Origin of the sequence: Kribbella sp. NPDC023855 (genome assembly GCF_040639475.1) — a bacterium.
Taxonomy (GTDB): Bacteria; Actinomycetota; Actinomycetes; order Propionibacteriales; family Kribbellaceae; genus Kribbella.
In genome coordinates this window covers 208,401-226,345 of the sequence record NZ_JBFAAA010000011.1, presented here as the reverse complement: position 1 = coordinate 226,345, position 17,945 = coordinate 208,401, and the positions used below count along the sequence as shown (strand labels likewise).

Annotated in this window: 19 protein-coding genes; 8 read left to right on the top strand and 11 right to left on the bottom strand. The window is 68.4% G+C overall.

Going from position 1 to position 17,945, the window contains the following annotated elements:
• Positions 1-21: 21 nt before the first annotated feature.
• Positions 22-402 (top strand): hypothetical protein, encoded by a 381-nt coding sequence (locus AB0F51_RS31345; RefSeq protein WP_360285657.1) that lies wholly within the window; start codon positions 22-24, stop codon positions 400-402.
• Between the two features lie 75 nt (positions 403-477).
• Here the strand turns inward: AB0F51_RS31345 and AB0F51_RS31340 are convergent, their stop codons facing one another.
• Together AB0F51_RS31340 and AB0F51_RS31335 are read right to left on the bottom strand one after the other, a co-directional pair.
• Positions 478-2,091 carry a multicopper oxidase family protein gene (locus AB0F51_RS31340; protein WP_360285656.1) on the bottom strand — a complete coding sequence of 538 codons (1,614 nt, stop codon included), beginning with the start codon at positions 2,089-2,091 and terminating at the stop codon, positions 478-480.
• Positions 2,084-2,458 carry a hypothetical protein gene (locus AB0F51_RS31335; protein WP_360285655.1) on the bottom strand — a complete coding sequence of 125 codons (375 nt, stop codon included), beginning with the start codon at positions 2,456-2,458 and terminating at the stop codon, positions 2,084-2,086. The genes AB0F51_RS31340 and AB0F51_RS31335 overlap by 8 nt, the downstream gene beginning before the upstream one ends.
• 72 nt (positions 2,459-2,530) lie before the next feature.
• Between AB0F51_RS31335 and AB0F51_RS31330 the strand changes: the two genes are divergently transcribed.
• Complete coding sequence (locus tag AB0F51_RS31330) at positions 2,531-3,424, top strand: LysR family transcriptional regulator (RefSeq protein ID WP_360285654.1); 894 nt, start codon at positions 2,531-2,533, stop codon at positions 3,422-3,424.
• Here the strand turns inward: AB0F51_RS31330 and AB0F51_RS31325 are convergent.
• Genes AB0F51_RS31325 through AB0F51_RS31315 form a run of 3 tightly spaced genes read right to left on the bottom strand, consistent with a single transcriptional unit; the run spans position 3,414 to position 5,134 of the window.
• A complete protein-coding gene (locus tag AB0F51_RS31325; RefSeq protein WP_360285653.1) occupies positions 3,414-3,800 on the bottom strand; it encodes a pilus assembly protein CpaE in 387 nt (128 codons plus the stop codon). The genes AB0F51_RS31330 and AB0F51_RS31325 overlap by 11 nt on opposite strands.
• A 36-nt stretch (positions 3,801-3,836) precedes the next feature.
• Complete coding sequence (locus tag AB0F51_RS31320; RefSeq protein WP_360285652.1) at positions 3,837-4,541, bottom strand: hypothetical protein; 705 nt, start codon at positions 4,539-4,541, stop codon at positions 3,837-3,839.
• Positions 4,538-5,134, bottom strand: a complete 597-nt coding sequence (locus AB0F51_RS31315) for a TetR/AcrR family transcriptional regulator (protein ID WP_360285651.1) — start codon at positions 5,132-5,134, stop codon at positions 4,538-4,540. Before AB0F51_RS31315 ends, AB0F51_RS31320 begins: the two co-directional genes overlap by 4 nt.
• A 172-nt stretch (positions 5,135-5,306) precedes the next feature.
• On the opposite strand from AB0F51_RS31315, the gene AB0F51_RS31310 reads away from it, so the two are divergent.
• Positions 5,307-6,086 carry a PRC and DUF2382 domain-containing protein gene (locus tag AB0F51_RS31310; RefSeq protein ID WP_360285650.1) on the top strand — a complete coding sequence of 260 codons (780 nt, stop codon included), beginning with the start codon at positions 5,307-5,309 and terminating at the stop codon, positions 6,084-6,086.
• Positions 6,087-6,331: 245 nt separating this feature from the next.
• Here AB0F51_RS31310 and AB0F51_RS31305 read toward each other — a convergent pair whose 3' ends face one another.
• The 3 genes from AB0F51_RS31305 to AB0F51_RS31295 all read right to left on the bottom strand — a co-directional run bounded on the left by AB0F51_RS31305 (position 6,332) and on the right by AB0F51_RS31295 (position 9,201).
• Positions 6,332-6,757, bottom strand: a complete 426-nt coding sequence (locus AB0F51_RS31305; protein ID WP_360285649.1) for an NAD(P)-dependent oxidoreductase — start codon at positions 6,755-6,757, stop codon at positions 6,332-6,334.
• Between the two features lie 318 nt (positions 6,758-7,075).
• The gene (locus AB0F51_RS31300; RefSeq protein WP_360285648.1) at positions 7,076-8,065 is read right to left on the bottom strand and encodes a hydroxyacid dehydrogenase; all 990 of its coding nucleotides are present in this window, start codon (positions 8,063-8,065) and stop codon (positions 7,076-7,078) included.
• Complete coding sequence (locus AB0F51_RS31295; RefSeq protein WP_360285647.1) at positions 8,065-9,201, bottom strand: hypothetical protein; 1,137 nt, start codon at positions 9,199-9,201, stop codon at positions 8,065-8,067. The genes AB0F51_RS31300 and AB0F51_RS31295 overlap by 1 nt, the downstream gene beginning before the upstream one ends.
• A 160-nt stretch (positions 9,202-9,361) precedes the next feature.
• Here AB0F51_RS31295 and AB0F51_RS31290 point away from each other — a divergent pair, with 160 nt between their 5' ends.
• From AB0F51_RS31290 to AB0F51_RS31280, 3 genes are all read left to right on the top strand, one after another.
• A complete protein-coding gene (locus AB0F51_RS31290) occupies positions 9,362-10,387 on the top strand; it encodes a LacI family DNA-binding transcriptional regulator (RefSeq protein ID WP_360285646.1) in 1,026 nt (341 codons plus the stop codon).
• A gap of 112 nt (positions 10,388-10,499) precedes the next feature.
• The gene (locus AB0F51_RS31285) at positions 10,500-11,162 is read left to right on the top strand and encodes a hypothetical protein (RefSeq protein WP_360285645.1); all 663 of its coding nucleotides are present in this window, start codon (positions 10,500-10,502) and stop codon (positions 11,160-11,162) included.
• An 81-nt stretch (positions 11,163-11,243) separates the two neighbouring features.
• Positions 11,244-11,807: a dihydrofolate reductase family protein gene (locus AB0F51_RS31280; protein WP_360285644.1), complete on the top strand. Its 564-nt coding sequence runs from the start codon at positions 11,244-11,246 to the stop codon at positions 11,805-11,807.
• On the opposite strand, the gene AB0F51_RS31275 is transcribed toward AB0F51_RS31280, so the two are convergent.
• Both AB0F51_RS31275 and AB0F51_RS31270 read right to left on the bottom strand, forming a co-directional pair.
• A complete protein-coding gene (locus AB0F51_RS31275) occupies positions 11,804-12,955 on the bottom strand; it encodes an FAD-binding oxidoreductase (protein ID WP_360285643.1) in 1,152 nt (383 codons plus the stop codon). The genes AB0F51_RS31280 and AB0F51_RS31275 overlap by 4 nt on opposite strands.
• The gene (locus tag AB0F51_RS31270) at positions 12,952-14,496 is read right to left on the bottom strand and encodes an aldehyde dehydrogenase family protein (RefSeq protein ID WP_360285641.1); all 1,545 of its coding nucleotides are present in this window, start codon (positions 14,494-14,496) and stop codon (positions 12,952-12,954) included. The genes AB0F51_RS31275 and AB0F51_RS31270 overlap by 4 nt, the downstream gene beginning before the upstream one ends.
• 122 nt (positions 14,497-14,618) lie before the next feature.
• Between AB0F51_RS31270 and AB0F51_RS31265 the strand changes: the two genes are divergently transcribed.
• Both AB0F51_RS31265 and AB0F51_RS31260 read left to right on the top strand, forming a co-directional pair.
• Positions 14,619-15,197: a hypothetical protein gene (locus tag AB0F51_RS31265; RefSeq protein WP_360285640.1), complete on the top strand. Its 579-nt coding sequence runs from the start codon at positions 14,619-14,621 to the stop codon at positions 15,195-15,197.
• A 38-nt stretch (positions 15,198-15,235) separates the two neighbouring features.
• Positions 15,236-15,760, top strand: a complete 525-nt coding sequence (locus AB0F51_RS31260) for a DUF1992 domain-containing protein (protein ID WP_360285639.1) — start codon at positions 15,236-15,238, stop codon at positions 15,758-15,760.
• On the opposite strand, the gene AB0F51_RS31255 is transcribed toward AB0F51_RS31260, so the two are convergent.
• Positions 15,753-17,864: a thiamine pyrophosphate-dependent enzyme gene (locus AB0F51_RS31255; protein WP_360285638.1), complete on the bottom strand. Its 2,112-nt coding sequence runs from the start codon at positions 17,862-17,864 to the stop codon at positions 15,753-15,755. The two genes, AB0F51_RS31260 and AB0F51_RS31255, sit on opposite strands and share 8 nt — an antisense overlap.
• Between the last annotated feature and the right edge of the window lie 81 nt (positions 17,865-17,945).

The window sequence follows — 17,945 nt, the reverse complement described above, 5'->3', positions numbered from 1 at the left end:
ACCCGATCAGGAGCGCAGCTGATGACGATGACATATGCCCAGCCGATCACCCGGCGAGCCGGCCGCAACCGCCTCGCAGTACCGGCGTTGTGGCGGCAGGTGGTTCGTGGTGCAGGCAAGGACGAGCAGCCGCGACCGACCGAGCCGGACCGCTCCGCGTTCACGCAGCTGGAGATCTACGACGGGGTACTGACCGCGTTCGAGCGGCGAGCCGAGGTGCTGGAGACGATCGCGTCCTCGGCCGACCGGGCCACCGCCGTACGCCGGATCCGCGAACTGCTCGACGTCAGCCCGTTGCAGGCCAGGGCGATCCTCGAACTGCAGACCCAGGGCTTCAGCCCCGCGTCCCGTGACCGCGTCGCGCACCGCGCCGCCGAACTGCGCGCCGCGCTGACCCGTTGATGTGCCGGCCGGGTGCGGGCGCTGCTGAGGGGCCCCGCTCGCACCTGGCCGGTCTTTCCTCGCTTCGGGCGTGTGTCAGACGATCTCGAGATTGGCCATCATGCCCATGTCCTCGTGTTCCGCGTTGTGGCAGTGGAAGAGGTACCGGCCGCGATAGCCGTCGAAACGAGTGATGATCTCGGCCGACTCGCCCGGCCGCAACGAGATGGTGTCCTTGAGACCCGCGTCGTGGGGCAGCGGTGCCTTGCCGCCGCGTGAGAGCACCTGGAAGCCGACCAGATGTAGGTGAACCGGGTGATGGACGTCGGCGACCAGGCGCCACACCTCGAGGTCACCGAGTCGCACGGTGACGTCGGAGCGCGCGGGATCGAACGCCTTGCCGCCGATCACCCAGCCGTGGCCGCCGTTCATTTGGCCGGCGCGGAAGGAGAAGTCGCGCACCCTGACCGCATCCGAGCGGTGCCAAGTGGGCAGATCCGTTGCGAGCTTGGCCGGGATCCGGCTGACATCCTTGGCTTTGCGGGCGACGCGGAAGGCCATCACCTCCCGCGTACGACCATCGCCCAGTTGATCGAGGAGCCTGATCCGGGTGCCGACGGCAACGGTCGAGAAGTCGACGATCACGTCATAGCGTTCGGCCGGTGCGATCGGGAGGTGCCGGTGGGTGACCGGGGCCGCGAGCAAACCCTGGTCTGCGCCGATCTGCACGAGGTCGAGTCTGTGTCCGTCGTCGGTGACGGCTTCGAGGTCGTAGTGGCGGGCGTTCGAGGCGTTCAGGATGCGCAGCCGGTACCGGGCGGCATCGACCTCGTGCATGGGCCATGGCGCGCCGTTGACCAGGATCACGTCGCCGAGAACCCCAGCCAGGTAAGGCTCGCGGACGCCCGGTCGCTCTCGCAGCGTCGGATCCAGGGAGGGGTAGACGAGGCTGCCGTCCGTGGCGAACGCGCGATCGGTGATCACCAGCGGGAGCTCGCGCGGCCCGGTCGGTAGATCGAGGGAGCCTTCGATGTCGTCGCGGATGAGGTGCAGTCCGGCGAGGCCGCGCCAGATGGCCGGGGCCGTGAAGTCCATCCGGTGATCGTGGTACCAGAGCAGCGTGGCCCGCTGGTCGAGCGGGAAGGTGTAGTCCCGAGTCACCTTGGTCACCACAGCCCTCGGATCATGCATCCCGTGCCCGCCACCATGGCCGCCGCTCCCGCGCCCGGTGCCGTGGCTGCCGTGTTCGGTGCCGGGCCAGTCCTTGGGGAGCACGAGGTCTGTGGGATAGCCGTCGGCTTCCGGCGTACTGCGGCCGCCGTGCAGGTGGACGACCGTCGGCACGGGCAGTTCGTTGCGATGAGCCACAGTGATCGGCCGACCGCGTCGCGACTCAATCGTCGGCCCCGGGAACGTGCCGTTGTAGGTCCACATCGGCGTCCTGAAACCCGGCAGTACTTCGAGAACAACTTCGCGCTGAGTGATCTCGTAGCGGTCGACCCCTCCGGCCGTGCTCACCGGCTTCAGCACCGAGGGAATCGGCAACGGCACCTGAAACGCCGGCGGCAAGGGCAGGGCGCTCCGCAGTACGGCGCCGGTGAACGCGGGGCGGCGAGACAGTGCGGCCGAGGTTGCCAGACCGGTCGCAGTCATCAGGCCGAGGGCTCCGCCGATGCCGAGTACTTTGCGCCGGGTCAGTTGTTCACGCATTGCTCGGCTCCTGCCGCAGCGGCCGGCGCCAGACGGCGATGAACAGTACGACGAGGGCGGCGATCGTCAGCACGCCCAGCGGGAAGTGCAACCACAGGGCGCCTTCCAGACCGGCGAAGTACTGCACCGTCTCGGCAGCGACCAGGATCAGCGTGACGACGAACGGCCAGGCCCGCCGGAGCCGGATCCAGACCAGGATCGTGACGACCAACTGCAGATAGCCGGTGTAGGTGACCGTGTCAGCGCCCAGTGTGTGCCAGCGCAAGCCGTCGTAGTCACCGCTCAGGTAGATGCCGGCGAAGACCGGCTGGCCGAAGATCGCCACCACGTGCATGGTGACGACGGCCCGAAGTACCCACTCAATCATGGGCTCGACGTTATGATCGCTGCGTTATCTTGTCGAAGACCAATATCGCTATGATGCTATGCCAGCGGAGACATGATGGACCTGAACACGCTCCGGCAGTTCCTCGTCGTGGCCCGGCTCGAGCACCTCAGCCGCGCGGCCGACGAGCTGCACGTCGCCCAGCCGTCGCTGAGCCGCACCATCGCCCGGCTGGAGAGTGAACTCGGTACTCCGCTGTTCGACCGGGCCGGACGGCTCCAGCTGAACGACTCGGGAAAGCTCTTCCGGGAGTACGTCGAGCGCGGTCTCGGCGAGCTCGACGCGGGCCGGCGCGCTGTGACTGAAGCGGGCGAAGCCTTCGGCACCGTGCGGCTGGCGTCGGAGACCCTCTTCACCGTGACCGGACCGCTCGCGGCGTTCAGGCGAGCCCATCCGGCGGTGGAGATCGAGCTCCACCAGCTGTCGGCCGAGGAGATGGCTCGCCGGTTGCGCGCCCAGGAGGTCGACCTCTGCGTCGCCTCCCAACCGATCCGCGGCGGTCTCAACCAAGGCCCTGACCTGGAGTCGGTCCAGCTGTTCGAGGAGCCCGTCGGGGTCGGGATGCCGGTCGGCCACCCGCTGGCCGAGCGGGCCTCGGTGACGATCGAAGAGCTTGCCGATCAGCCGTTCATCACCGCCCGCAAAGGACACTGGCTGCGCCTGCTGCTCGATCGGCTCTTCGCCGGCAGCGGGCTGACCCCGCGGATCGTCTGCGAAACCGACGAGGCCGGCGCCATCGCCGAGCTGATCAGCGCGGGACTCGGCGTCGGACTCGTTCCCGGTCTCGCCCGCCGTACGGCGATCCGTGCGCCCGCCGTGTGGATCGCGGTCGACCACCCCGACTGCCGTCGTACGACGACGCTCTACTGGGGCGCGGCGAGCCGTCTCTCACCCGCGGCGCTGCTGATGCGATCGGCCATCACCGACTGGGAGTGGGTCAGCCGTTGAGCAAGGCGAGAAGCGCTTCGGCATAAGCCTGTTCGGCGTCCTCGGACGCGTAGCGGCCGTCGGTCAGGATGACCGCGTAGCCACCGGGCACCGCCTCGAGCCGCTGGAAGTGCGTGCCGAGCAGCTTGCGGAGTTGCTCCTCCCGCGGCAGCCAGATCACCTCGCGCTGCTCGATGCTGTCCAGCGCCCACTCGGTCGTCCCGTTGAAACCGATCACCTTGCCGCCGGGATAGTCGTGCACCTCGACCGTCATGTCGCTGACGACGAACACGTCGCCGTCCATGTCCCGGTCCGGTACGACGAACCGGTCGCCGGCCGCGGGCACCCACAGTGCACCGGCCTTCCGCAACCTCCGCGCCTGCTCAACCGTGATCACCCTTCCATCGTGCCCACCCCGGGCAAACGACGAACGTCAGCTCACCGATCGCCAGTACTGCTTCTTGTCCCGGTCGCGGACGACATAGCCGAGCTTGGCCAGCTCCTGCCGCAACTCGCGCAGGTCGGCCTTGCCCTTGTCGCCCTGATCGAACGCCTTCGACCGCGCCTTCAGTACTGCGTTCGCACTGGGCGACAGGTCCGGATCGTCCTCGACCCAGCGGCGGAACTCGCTCTCGTGCGGATCGCCCGCGTCGGACCACGGATAGCCGTGGGCGCGGAAGGCGGGCCCGATCGCCTTGACCTGGCTTCCGAGCTGGTCGTGCCGCTCCCGGGCCAGCTCGGCCGACCGCGCGTCCTGCAGCACGATCTCCTTGCCGTCCAGGAAGGCGACGGCGACCTTCTCCCGCGGCACCCGAACGGTCTTCTTGTTCTTCAGGAACTCGACCTCGGAGGTGGTGATCGTCGTCTTGAGGGTGTCTTCCATCGCGATCGCCGCGAGCAGGAAACCGGCGATGCCGCCGACCGCGATGAAGATCAGCACCACCCACCAGCTGTCCCAGCCGGCGATCAGCTCGAGCGGACCCTGGAACGGTGCCCACCGCTGGGCGCTGGCCCAGTCGGCGATCCGGGGCAGGAAGAAGCCGAGCACCAGCCCGAGCAGCGGCAGCCCGCCGTACAGGATGACCTTGTCGGCCATCGAGTGGCCGATCACCGTCCGGGTGGCGGAGTCCGTGCTCATTTCCTGCGCTCCTTCTTCTGGGTGGCCAGGCGGAAGAGCGTGACCAGTTCTTCCCCGTACGCCGTCAGGTCGGTGCCGGGATGCTCGGCCCAGTAGGTCAGGGCCCCGTCGATGCCCTGGGTGATCGTCATCGCGAGCACCACCGGATCGAACTCGCGGAACTCGCCGGTCTGCCGGCCCTCCCGCAGGATCGCCAGCAGTTCGGCGACGGGGGCCGCGTCCCGCTCGGCGAAGACCGGCTTACCGTCCGGTCCGCGATGGTTGACGACGATCTCGGCCACCGCGATCAGCTGGACGTGGTTGTCGCGCATGTAGGCCAGCCGGGACCGGATGTACGCCGCGAGCCGCCCGCCGGCCGTCGTCTCGGCGTCCAGGAACGGACGCATGTACCGCGCCCAGTCGTCGACGACCTGGTGGACGACCTGTTCGAGCAGGGCGTCCTTGTTCGCGAAGTGGTAGGAGATGACGCTCTTGCTGATCTGCGCCTCGTCCGCGATCCGGGCCAGCGACGCCTGCCCGTAGCCGACCGCGGTGACGGTACTGATCGCGGCCGCGATGATCTGGCGGCGCCGCGCCGCCTGGATGAAGGACACTCGACCAGCTGCTCCGTTTTTCGACCGCACGGCCTGAATTTAGCACGAACTGATCCGAGCGGCCTGATTTTGGTGAGCCCGGACTGATCACTGGCTGTTTGACGTTCGTCACGGCGGGTACCCAGCGGGCGAAGACAGTTGCTGAAGACAACAAGAACGGGGATGGTTTCCGATGAGCACCACGCAGGAGCTGGAACGGGCGATCGGCCGGGACGTCTACGACGTCGACGGCCACAAGGTCGGTACGGCCGCCCACCTCTACGCCTCCGACGTGTCCGGGGTGCCGGAGTGGGTGACGGTGAAGACCGGTCTGTTCGGCAACAAGGAATCCTTTGTGCCGTTGGTCGGTGCGCATGCCGAGAAGGACGGGCTGCATGTCGGCGCGCCCAAGGACGTGATCAAGGATGCGCCGCGGATCGACGACAACGGACACCTGTCCGAGGCGGAGGCTGCTGAGCTGTACCGCCACTACAACCTGCAGCTGAACGCGCCGCAGGACGGTATGGCCGGGCCGCAGGGCAAGCATGCCCAGGGCAAGAAGGGCAAGCCGGGCAAGGGAATGGACGGCCGGACCGGGATGGCCGGTCAGGAGTCGATGGTCCGCTCCGAGGAGCGGTTGCGGGCCGGCACCGAGACGGTCGAGACCGGCCGGGTGCGGTTGCAGAAGCACGTGGTGACCGAAGAGCAGCAGATCACCGTGCCGGTCAGCCACGAGGAGGTCCACGTCACCCGGGAACCGGTCCGGGACGGTGAGCTGCGCGGCGGAGCGATCCAGGAAGAGGAGCGCGAGGTCGTCCTGCACGAGGAGCGGCCGGTGGTCGCCAAGGAGACGGTCGCGGTCGAGCGCGTCGGCCTGGAGACCGAGAAGGTGCAGGAGGAGCAGCAGATCAAGGACACCGTTCGCAAGGAGCGGATCGACGTCGAGGACACGACGAAGAACCGCAAGCGGTAACGCAACGGGGACACAACACACCGCAGTACCTCCGGGTGCTGCGGTGTGTTGTGCCTTCGGCGGACTCGATCAGCTGTGGCTGACAGACAAGCCGTAGATGGTCGTCTGGCCGTAGTTGCCGGTGGTGCAGGGCGACGAGTTGTCGCAGTGGCCAGGGTGTCGGCTTTGAAGTAGCCGGTGGTGAAGCCGACCGGGATGCAGCCTGTCGATCGGCTGGTCGATCACCAGCGGATAGGGCGTTCTCCTCAGAACCACTTGGACTTGTCGACGATGTTGATCAAAGCGTCACCGGCGACGAACCGCCGGGCGTTCTCCAGCAGGACGGCGAACCGCCGCTCGGCCTCGTGCGGACCGACTCCGGCGACGTGCGGGGTGATCAGTACTTCGGGTCGCCGCCACAGTGGATGACCGGCGGGCAACGGCTCGGTCTCGAACACGTCCAGGGCCGCACCCCGCAACCGCCCGGCCGCCAGTGCCGCGTCGAGCGCGTCCAGCCGCACGGTCGGCCCGCGACCGACATTGACGAAGTACGCCGAGGTCTTGAGCAGCTCGAACCGTCGCGCGTCGAACATCCCTTCGGTGTCGGGAGTGTGCGGCACGGTCAGAATCACCAGATCGGCGGCAGGCAACTGCTCGTCGAGTGCGCCGTCCGATCTCGGTGCCCAGAGCACCGACTCCCACCACCAAGGCCGTTGCCTCCGACAACGAGACGACGGAACCCGGGTCCCAGTCGGGCTCCCAGAGCGCGATCGCCTGATGACGGACGTAACGCGGAAGTCCACGACCCAACGCCAGCACCAACGCCAACCGAGTGGTTGCCCGTAACAACTCAACCGGCAGTACGCCGTACGCCGCGTCCGCCGTCTTGAGCGCCCCCGCCGCGTCCTCCGCAGTTGGCCGGACAACCGTCAGACCGGGCACCGCGGCCATCAGCCGCTCGGGCCAGTCCGCAGTACTGTCTCGTTGCGGTGGCACCAGAACCAGCAGGCTCATGCCGATTTCGCCTGGCCCGACTCGAAGACCTCGTGACGCAGCGGTTCGCCGGTGACGTAGCGAGCCAGTTCGGCGGCCATCAACTGCCCATGCCGCCGTCGCTCGGTGTTGAGCGTGCCGGCCAGATGTGGCGTCACCACGATGTTCGCCGCCGAGAACAACGGCGAACCAGGCAGCGGCGGCTCGGGATCAGTCGCATCCAGTACTGCGAACAGATCCACCCGCTCCCGCAACACCCTGACCAAAGCGTCCTCGTCGATCAACGCACCTCGGGCGGTGTTGATCAGCGTCGCGTCATGCTTCATGGACCGGAGCAGTTTCGTGCTGACGATCTTGCGGGTCTCGTCCAGCACAGGCGCATGCAGCGAAACCACGTCAGAGGTGGCGAACAGCTCCTCCAGCGAGACCAGCCGGACGCCGAGCGCCGACGCCACCGCAGGATCGACGTACGGGTCGTAAGCCTGGAGGACCAGGTCGTGCCGAGCGAGCAAACGCGCGGTCGCCTGGGCTGTGGCTCCGAGCGACATCAAGCCGACCACCGAGCCCGCCGCGCCAGGTTCGTCGGTCGCTCGCGGCAGCGACTCGCCTCTGGCTCGGGCACCGAGCACATAGCGCCAGCCGTGCTTCAGCGCATACAGCACCTGAGCGAGAGTGAACTCGGCGACCGACGCCGCGATCACGGAGTTGGCCGTCGTCACCCGTACGCCCCGCGCCCACGACTCCGGCGTGACGATCGATCGGACAGAGCCGGCGCCGTACAAAACCAGGGAGAGCCGGGGAGCCGCAGCCAGCAACGAAGCGGTCAGTTGTGGTCCACCCCAGGCCGTGACGAGCACGTCGACCTCGGCGAGAAGCTCCGGTGTCAGTTCGGCCGGGGCGAGCGGCGGGGCGACGATCTGGAGGTGCTTCTCGATCGCCGCGCGTTCCTCCTCGCCGTACACGTCGGGGAAGCGAGCGAGGTCCATCACGTAGAGCCCGTTGAGCATCAGGACACCTCCTGCACGGCGGCGCGAATGGCCGCCTGGCGCGCCGGCGACGCCAGGCCGGCGTGGTAGTAGCGGACCTGCGTGACCCCTGCTGCCACGATTCCCTTGACCAGGGCAGGCAACTCCTCCGGATGGTCACCCACTGCGTTGACATTGGCAATCAGCGGTACGACGGTCCGCGTGGCGGCGCTCTTCAGCCGTGCGATCGCCGCTTCCTCGTCGTCCCAGCACTTCAGCACGAACCCGTCCGGAGCGGGCTCGAACCCGGCCAGCTCCACGCCGACGTCGGGGCCGGTCACCTGCGGACTATCGGTTGCCATCAGCAACAATTCGCGCCGGCCCGCCAAGGCTCCGGCCTCGCGGACCAGCCCGGTGATGACGTCTCGCCGATGGTGGTAGATCGCGTTGGCTCGCTCGGCGCCGAGGGCATCGGCCAGGTCGCTCCCGGCGGGAATCCCCTGCTGGAGTTCGCGATCCACGATCGCCCTGATGTCGGCCGCGAGTCGGGGAACGTCCACCTCTAGCCGCTCCGCGCAGGCAGTGCAGAGGCAGATGGAGAGGAGGTCGCGGGCGCAGGCAGAAAGATCCGCACCCGACGTCTTCTCGTGCTGGCAGGCATGGTCGAAACCGAGCCAGCCACAAGCCTCCAGCATCAGCGCCGGTACGTCGTACTGGTCGCAGAGCTCCCGGATAATCGTCAGCGCGTAGTCGTGGACGGCCGGCTGCGCTGGGCACAAGGCATAGCTGAAGACTTCGTTGTAAGCGTTGTGGACGGCCAGCTCCGGTGCCGATCGGCCGAGCACCGAGCTGTGGGTGAGTACCACCCAGGCCTCGGTTCGCAGCCCGGCGGCGGTCAGCGCGGCGGTCGCAGTACCGAAGGGGTCTTCGTCCTCGACTCCCCATGAGGGTGCGGGCGGGCGCAGGCCGCGCCACCGCTCCGGCCTGATCCGGAAGTACGCCGCCGCGTGGTCGGCGTGGACCACCCGGTGCGCCGGATGCCAGGCGGTCGTGGCGCGGACCGAGTGGTACGCCGCCTGCAAGGTGACGGTGTCGACGCCGAGGCCGGCGATCCGCGCGGCGGCCGAGGGGTCGCCGACCAGGTCCCAGGTGTAGGCGAACGCACCGTGTCTCACCATGCCGGGATCCTTTCGTGGCAAGCGTTTGCCAAAGCAGGCTAGTCTGGTCTCCACCGCTGACGCAAGAGCTCGTCTGAAAGCGGTTTCAGACCAGGGTCTTGCACAACTACGGCGCAATCGGCGACGCTGAGCAAGCGTTTTCACGAGAGGGGAGGAGGGCGTGCAGAACCGCCCGGGCCGGCCTCCACGGATCACGATCAGCGATGTCAGTACGGCGGCCAACGTCTCCGCCGCGACCGTCTCGCGGGTCCTCAACGGCACCGCGAAGGTCGATCCGGTGCTCGTCGAGCGGGTGCACGACGCCGTTCGCGAACTCGGATACCGGCCGAACGCCGCCGCCCAGGGACTCGCGCGGGGCGAGTGGGGCACGATCGGCGTCCTCGTGCCCGACCTCGCGAACCCCTATTTTCCCGAAGTCCTGAAGGCGGTCTCGTCCGTCGCCCGCGCGCACGGCCGGCGAATGATGGTGATGGAGTCCGACGAGGATCCGGCGCTCGAGTACGAGTTGGTCGAGGATCTGATGCGTTGCTGCGACGGCGTCCTGCTCTGCTCGCCACGGATGTCGCGAGCGGAACTGGCCGAGCTGCTGGATCGCAAACATCCGGTCGTGTTGGTGAACCGGATCGTGCCTGGCTTGCGCGTGCCGTCGATCTCGGTCGACTTCGTCGGCGGGATGACGCAGGTCTGTGGGCATCTCGCCCAGCTCGGCCACCGGCGCGCGGCGTACCTGGGCGGACCACCGGCCTCGTGGGCGAACGGCGAACGCATCCGCGCCTTCGAAGCAGCACGCGCATTCGGGCTCGACGTGACCGTGATCGAGTGTGGCGCCGCAACCAGCCAGGCCGGGTACGACGCGGTCGAGCCGGTACTGCGCTCCGACGTGACCGCGATCCTGACCTACAACGACCTGGTCGCTCTCGGCGCGATGGCGCGACTGCGTGAGCTGGGAGTCGGCGTACCGGAGGAGTTGTCGGTGATCGGGTTCGACGACATCTCGCTCGAACGGGTCGCGCACGCCAATCTCACCACTGTGTCCGTGCCGCGCGACGAGCTCGGCCGGCGGGCCGGGGAGATCCTGGAACGCCTGCTGGTCAACACGTCCGACGACGAACCGCTGTCCTTGCCGATGACCTTGCAGGTCCGCGACACCAGCGGTCCACCCGCGAGACACGCCGAGGAAAAGTAGCTTCGCCGCACCTGCCTCGTTGGGTGGGATGAGGGGTTGGTGAACGATCTCCGCCCGGACTGTCGGCGGTGGTTGCTGATCCACTACCCTGAGTCGGGTTTTCGTTGGCGACGTGGAGGATGCTGTGAAGCGGTTCGTAGTACCGCCAAGCTGGCCCACGCCGCCCCGCCGCAGTTGGGTGCCGCCGAAGACGTGGCGTCCCGATCCGTCCTGGCCCGCCGCGCCCGACGACTGGAAGTTCTGGGTCGACGGCAAGGGCAACCCGGTCCGCGGTCCCGTCGGCCGGTACGGCGGTCCCTCGCGGCGCGTGGTGGCGGCGGGTGCCGGTGGCCTGATGCTCTTCCTGGCGGTGAACTTCTGGGCGTTGTCCGCGATCGGTCTGTTCGACGGCGGACCGTCCAACACCCAGGCCCTGCCGGTCGTGGAGTCCACTCCCACGCCGACCGTGCTGCCGACCAAAGTGCCGCCGAAGACCACGACAACCGTCGAGAAGTCGGCGCCGCCGCCGGTGCTGAAGACGACCAGGCCGACCGCGACACCGACCAAGACGCGCACCACCAAGAAGCCCGAGGAGCGCAGGTCGACCGAGGAGCGGGTGCCCACCCCGACCAGGCCGACGGCCACCAGGACCACGGTCCGGCCGACCCGTCCGGCACCGACCCGGACGCTGACCCGCGAAGAGATGCTCGCGCAGTACTGCGTCGCCCAGGGCTGGGATCCCGCCTGGTGCGACCCCGACAACTGGTCCAACCCGAACGACCCGCACCGCCGCTGAGCTGTCGACTCCGGCCCGGCGCTGGAGCAGGCTGGTCTGATCAGCGAGAGCTCGTCACGCGACTGGCCGAGGAGGGCTGCGATGCGGGAGTTGATGGTCGATCTGTTCAGCACGCTCGACGGGTACGGCGGCGGGGGTCCGCAGTCGGCGCCGTACTGGGGTTACGACGGGCCGGAGTTGCAGAAGTGGGTCGCGGATCAGCTCGCGGTCGAGCACGTCACGCTGATGGGCGCGACGACGTACCGGGCGATGTCCGAGGTGGTCGAGCAGGGCGACGATCCGAGTTTCGCGCGGATGGCCGAGCTGCCCAAGATCGTCTTCTCCCGCACGCTGACCCCACCCCTGACCTGGGCGAACACCACGCTGGTCAGCGAGTCCGTCGAGACGGCGGTGCCCGCGCTGAAGGCGCTCGACGATGGTCTGCCGATGCGCACGATGGGCAGCTTCTCCCTGGCCCGCAGCCTGTTCCGGCTCAACCTGGTCGATCGTCTCCGGGTGATGGTCTTCCCGACCCTGCACGGCACCTCGGGTGAAGAACCGGTCTTCACCGACCTGCCTGACGTCACGCTGAACCTCATCGACAGCACCGTCCTCGACGGCCGCCTCGTCCTCCTCGACTACCGCATCGGCGAGCGGCTGACCTAGACGATGTTCTGCTCGGCGCGGAGGTTCGCGGTCTGGAAGCGAGTGGCGTTCAAGGGGGAGATGTCGACGAACGGTTCGCGGTCGAGGTAGAGGTCGCGGGTGATCTCGCCGATGGCCGGGCCCTGCAGGAAGCCGTGGCCGGAGAAGCCGGTGGCGTAGAGGAAACGGTCGAGGCCGGGTGCCTCGCCGATCAGGGCGTTGTGGTCGGGGGTGTTCTCGTAGAGGCCGGCCCAGCCGCTGGCCAGGCCGACGTCCAGCAACGAGGGCGCCCGCTGTTCCATCGCCGCGGTCAGGCGGGGGAGCCAGTCCTCCGAGCGGTTCAGGTGGAAGCCGGGCTGCTCTTCGGGGTCGGACATGCCGACCAGCAAGCCGGGGCCTTCGCCGTGGAAGTAGAAGGTGCTGGTGAAGTCGATCGTCATCGGCATGCCCCGCGGCAGACCCGGAATCGCTTCTGTCACGACGATCTGGCGACGCAGCGGCGTCACCGGCAGGTCGACGCCGACCATCGCCGCGAGTGGACCGGACCAGGCGCCGGCCGCGCAGATGACCGTCGACGTCGCGATCGTGCCCCGGCTGGTCCGGACCGCGCGGATCTCGTTGCCGACGGCATCGATTCCGGTGACCTCGCAGCCGGTGACCAGGGTCGCGCCCAATCGGCGGGCCGCTGACGCGTAGCCGAGGACGACGGACTCCGGCGTACAGTGCCCGTCGTTCGGTGAGAAGCAGGCGGCGACCAGGCCGTCGGGTGAGAGGATCGGCGCGAGCTGGACGGCCTCGGCGACGTCGAGCATCCTGGTCGGCTGGCCGGCCGCGTTCTGCAGCCGGGCGCTCTCCTCGAACAACTCCACCTGCTCGTCCGACGACAGCAGGAACAGATAGCCGACCCGATGCAGATCGATCTCCTGGCCTGGCCGCTCACCGAACCGTGCGAACGCCTCCAGGCTGCGGACGCCGAGCGCGATGTTCAGCTCGTCGGAGAAGTTCGCCCGGACCCCACCGGCGGCCTTCGACGTCGACCCCGAACCGAGCTCGTCGCGCTCCACCAGTACGACGTCCCGAACACCCGCCTCCGCCAGGTGGAACGCGATGCTGGTGCCCATCACCCCGCCGCCGACGATCACGACGGCGGCGCTTTCAGGAAGCCTCACGCCAACCTGAAGTCGTCGTCCGCCTCAACTGTGACGGTGTCCATCTGGGCCTTCTGCAGCTTGCCGGAGTAGTCCCAGTTGAGCGACTGCCAGCGGGTGAACTGGTCGAGCACCCAGATGCCGCTCTGGCGCGAACCGTTGCCGGACTTGCCGTTGCCGCCGAACGGCAGATGCGCCTCGGCGCCGGAGGTCGAGTTGTTCACGCTGACCATGCCCGCCGAGATGCCCTGTGCGAACCGGAAGGCCTTGTTCGGATCGGTCGTGTAGATCGAACTGGACAGCCCGTACCCCGATTTGTTGCCCAAGGCAATCGCTTCGTCGAGCGTTGCGTAGCTGGTGATGCCGACGATCGGGCCGAACGTCTCGTTGAGGAACAGTTCGTCGTCCGGCCGGACCCCGTCGACGATCACCGGGTGGTAGAACAGCCCGGCCGCGGGATCGCCGACGAAGCCCTCTCGCGGGTTGTCCGCCGACACCCGGCCGGTCGCGCCGATCACCGTGTGGTGGCCGCCGATCCAGCCGAGCGACTTCTCGAACCCGGCGGCGAACTTCTCGTCCAGCAATGGGCCGAACAACACGTCCTGGGTCGGGTCGCCCATCGCGGCAGCGCTCACGGCCGCGCTGAAGCGGCTGATGAACTCGTCGTGCACCGACTCGTGCACGATCACCGTGCCCAGCGAGGTGCACCGCTGACCCGCAGTACCGAAGCCGGAGAACAGGGCGCCTTCGACGGCCAGGTCGAGGTCCGCGTCCTCGGTGATCACCATCGGGTTCTTGCCGCCGAGCTCGAGACACGGGGTCTGCAGGTGCCGTCCGCACAGCTCGCCGATCCGGGTGCCGACCTCGCTCGATCCGGTGAAGCCGACCTTGTCGATCAGCCCGGCCTCCAGGGACTGCTCCAACCCGGCGAACGTGTCGGGCCCGTCGGCGTACACGAGGTTGAATACACCCGCCGGTACGCCGGAATGCGCGAAGATCTCGTAGAAGGCGTCGGACACCACGGCGGAGTACTCGGCTGGTTTCCAGACGACTGTGTTGCCGCAGAGCAGCGCCGGGACGATGTACCAGGACGGGACGGCGACCGGGAAGTTGCCGGCCGAGATCACCGCGACCGCGCCGACCGGGCGGCGGAAGGTGAACAGTTGCTTGTCCGGCATCTCCGACGGCACGGTCTGGCCGTAGAGCCGACGGCCCTCGCCGATGAAGAAGTCGCAGGTGTCGATGATCTCCTGGACCTCGCCGAGCGCCTCCGCCAGCGGCTTGCCGATCTCGCGGGTGACCAGAGCGGCCAGCCGGTCCTTGTTGGCGGTCATCAGGCGGCCGACGTTCGCGATCACCTGGCCGCGCTGGGGAGCCGGCAGCGCGGCCCAGCTCGGCTGCGCGTCCTTGGCGGCCTGAGTGGCCCGGACGAACACGTCCGGCCCGGCGACGCCGATGGTGCCGACCACGTCGGCGGTGTTCGCCGGGTTGGTGGACGGAGCGGTGCGGACCGGATCGTGGACCCGCTCCCCGGCAACCACGGACAAGATGACAGACGACACAGGTAGGTCCTCTCGCTCAACGCTTCGGTGCCCCCACCCTCAGCCATCCCACCCACCCCTGCCAACCCCCACCCGCGCGCCGGTGGCGTGGGAATCCCGGGTTGGCGTGTGAGAGTTCAAGGGTGAGCTTGAGTGACGAGGAGATTGCGGCGATGTCGCCGGCGGAGCGGCGGGAGTTGACTCTGCGGCTGGTGCAGGCCCGCGGGCTGGTGCCGCCGTCGCGGACGCTCGAGCGGATCCGTAAGTGGCGGATCGGGCTGACGTTGCTCTGTGCGGTGGCGCTGATTCCGTGGACCGTCTACCTGGCCAACACGTTGCCCAATCACTACGAGGCGCGGCACTGGGTCGCGACCTGGGTCGGCTTCGACATCGCGCTCGTGGTGATGCTGACGGCCACCGCGATCGCCGGCTGGCGGCGGCTGCAGGTGGTGTTCCCGACCGCGTTCGCGTCCGGCGTACTGCTGGTGTGTGACGCATGGTTCGACGTGATGACCAGCCAGCCGGGGGCGGACCTGATGCAGGCGGTGATCAGTGCGCTGCTTTTCGAGTTGCCGCTGGCTTTGGTCCTCATCGCCGGGCCGCTGCGGTTGATGCGGTACGTCGCGATCCGGCACGGCATGGTCGAGCCGGGCACCCGGATGTGGCGGGTGCCGATCCCGATGCCGGAGCTGTGGCCGGATCGCGAGTCACCCCGGAGGTGACCTTGTGACTGCATTCACAAGCCGGTAGACTCGGCGGCGTGCAGCACCACGTCGGAGTGGACTGGAGGGCGTACATGACGGAGCGCAAGCCGCCCGGGATGAAGACCGAGGACTGGGTCGAGGGGCAGATCCAGCAGGCCCAGCGGCGCGGGGAGTTCGACGATCTCGAGGGCTCGGGCAAGCCGCTGCCGAAGCTGGCGGACGCGCACGATCCCGACTGGTGGGTGAAGGACTTCATCCGCCGGGAGAAGATCGAGACCGATGTCCTGCTGCCGCCGTCGGTCCAGCTGCGCAAGGAGAAGCAGGCGCTGCAGGACAAGCTCGCAGTACTGCGGACCGAGGCTGAGGTCCGCGACTACCTGCAGGATCTGAACCGGCGCATCCTCGTCCAGATCCGCGACGCCACCGGTGTGGTGGTCCCGGTCGGCCCGGTCGACGAAGAGGAAATGCTGGCCCAGTGGCGCGAAGGCCACGAGGCCCGCCAAACCCGACGCGCGGCCGCAGCCAAGCAGCAGTCCGAGGCCGAACCCAAACGCACCTTCTGGCAACGCCTCTTCAGCTGAGCAGCTTGCGGGCCTCGGTTTCGATGCTCTTCTCGCTGAGCAGGACTTGGCGGGCGGCGTTGCCCAGTGGGACGTAGGAGTCTTCGCTGGTGACTCGGGCCAGCCGGCCGGTGTAGCCGGCGTCGATGAGGGCGGCCAGGATGCCTTCGGAGACACCACCGGAGCGGCGGGTCTCGTCGGCGACCAGGACGCGTCCGGTAGCTGTTGCCTCGCGCAAAAAGTCGTCCAGCGGCAGCGGGGCGAGCCAGCGCAGGTCGAGGACGCGGATGCCGGGCACCCGCGCGGCAACCCGCAGGCTCATCGGCAGACCGTTGCCGAAGGTCACGATGGTGAGCTCGCGACCTTCGCCGTACGTGCGGCCGCGCCCGATCGGCACGTGCTCGGTCGGGTACGGCGCCAGCCACTGCTCGTCGCCTTGCTCGTGCAGATCACGCTGGTGGTACAACGCGATCGGCTCCAGGAACACCGACACGGTGCCGTCCGCCCGAGCGGCCGCCGCGCACGTGTGCAGCATCGCCGCCGCATCGTCCGGCCGTGACGGAGACGCGATCACGATCCCCGGGATGTCCCGCAGTACGCCGATCGCGTCGTCGTTGTGGAAGTGCCCGCCGAAGCCTTTCTGGTAGCCGTACCCCGGGATGCGCAGCACCATCGGATTGCGGAACTGCCCCTGGGAGAAGAACTTCAGCGACGCCGCCTCGCCACGCAACTGGTCCTCGGCGTTGTGCAGATAGGCGAGGTACTGGATCTCCGGCAACGGCAACAATCCCGAGACGCCGGCCCCGAGCGCCAGTCCGAGAATCGACTGCTCGTCGAGCAACGTGTCGAAAACGCGAGCGGCCCCGAACGACTTCTGCAACCCCCGCGTCACGCCGTAGACCCCACCCTTGCGGCCGATGTCCTCACCGAACGCGAGCGCTTCCGGGTACGCCGCGAGCACGTCAGCCAGGGCCCGGTTGATTGCCTGACTCAACGTCAGCGGCTCGCTCCTGCCGACCTCGATATGGTGACCAGGCAACGACTTCTCGACACTCGCGTCATCCGGGAACGCCAGCGGCGCCGCAACGGCTGCGGCCGAGTCGAGTTGCGGCAGTCCGGCCACCTCCCGTGCGATCCCGAGTACTTCGGACCGCTTGTTCTCGTACAACTCCACGATGTCGTCAGCGTCATAGCCCGCGCCCAGCAGCAGTCGCGCAGTACCGAGCAGTGGGTCGAGCTCCTCGGCGGCCAGCAGCTCGGCCGGGCTCCGGTACGCCGCTTCGACGTCCGACCCGGCATGGCCCATCAGCCGGACCGTTCGCAACCGCAGGAACGCGGGCCGCCGGTTCCGCCGGACGAATGTCGCCGCCTCCGTCGCCATCGTCAGGGTAGCGGCGAGATCGGTGCCGTCGGCATCGAAGTACCGGAGGCCGTGCCGTTGGCCGTAGGTCTGCTTGATCCAGCCGTCCGGAGTGCGCACGCTGATCCCGATCCCGTTGTCCTCGCAGACGAACAGCAACGGCATCGGGATGCCCTGGTACGACGCGTGCAGGGTGGCGTTGATCGCCCCGGTCGCCGTCGAGTGGTTCGCCGAGGCGTCCCCGAAGCTGGTCACCACGACCGCATCGACCGGCCACGGCGACGGTACGCCGAGCTTGGCGGCGCGGGCGATCGAGAACGCGACCCCCATCGCCCGCGGCAGGTGCGAGGCGATCGTCGAGGTCTGCGGGATGATCGCCAGGTCGTGCCGGCCGAACACCTTGTGCCGGCCGCCCGAGATCGGTTCGGTGGTCGCCGCCGCGACGCCGAGCAGGATGTCCCGCAGCCCGTCCTTGTCCTGGTACTGCGCTGCCCGGGCGAGGTAGAAGGCACCTGACCGGTAGTGCAGGAGCGCCGGGTCCGTCGGCTGCAGAGCGGCGGCGACGGCCGCGTTGCCCTCATGGCCGGCCGAGCCGATCGTGTAGTAGCCGCGCCCTTGCGACTGGAGCCAGCGGGCGGCCAGGTCGGCGTGGCGGCTGCCGAGCTGGGCGTCGTACAGGCCGAGGAGAACGTCGGCGGGGTGCTCGCAGGCGACCGGGTTCAGCGCCCGGACCCGGGCGGCGAACTGCTCGTCGACCGCGGTCACAGGTCAGAGTCCGCAGTCGAAGCCTTCGTCATCCGGGTTGGCGTCGGCCAGCTTCTCCAGAATCCGGGCTGCGCGTCGAAG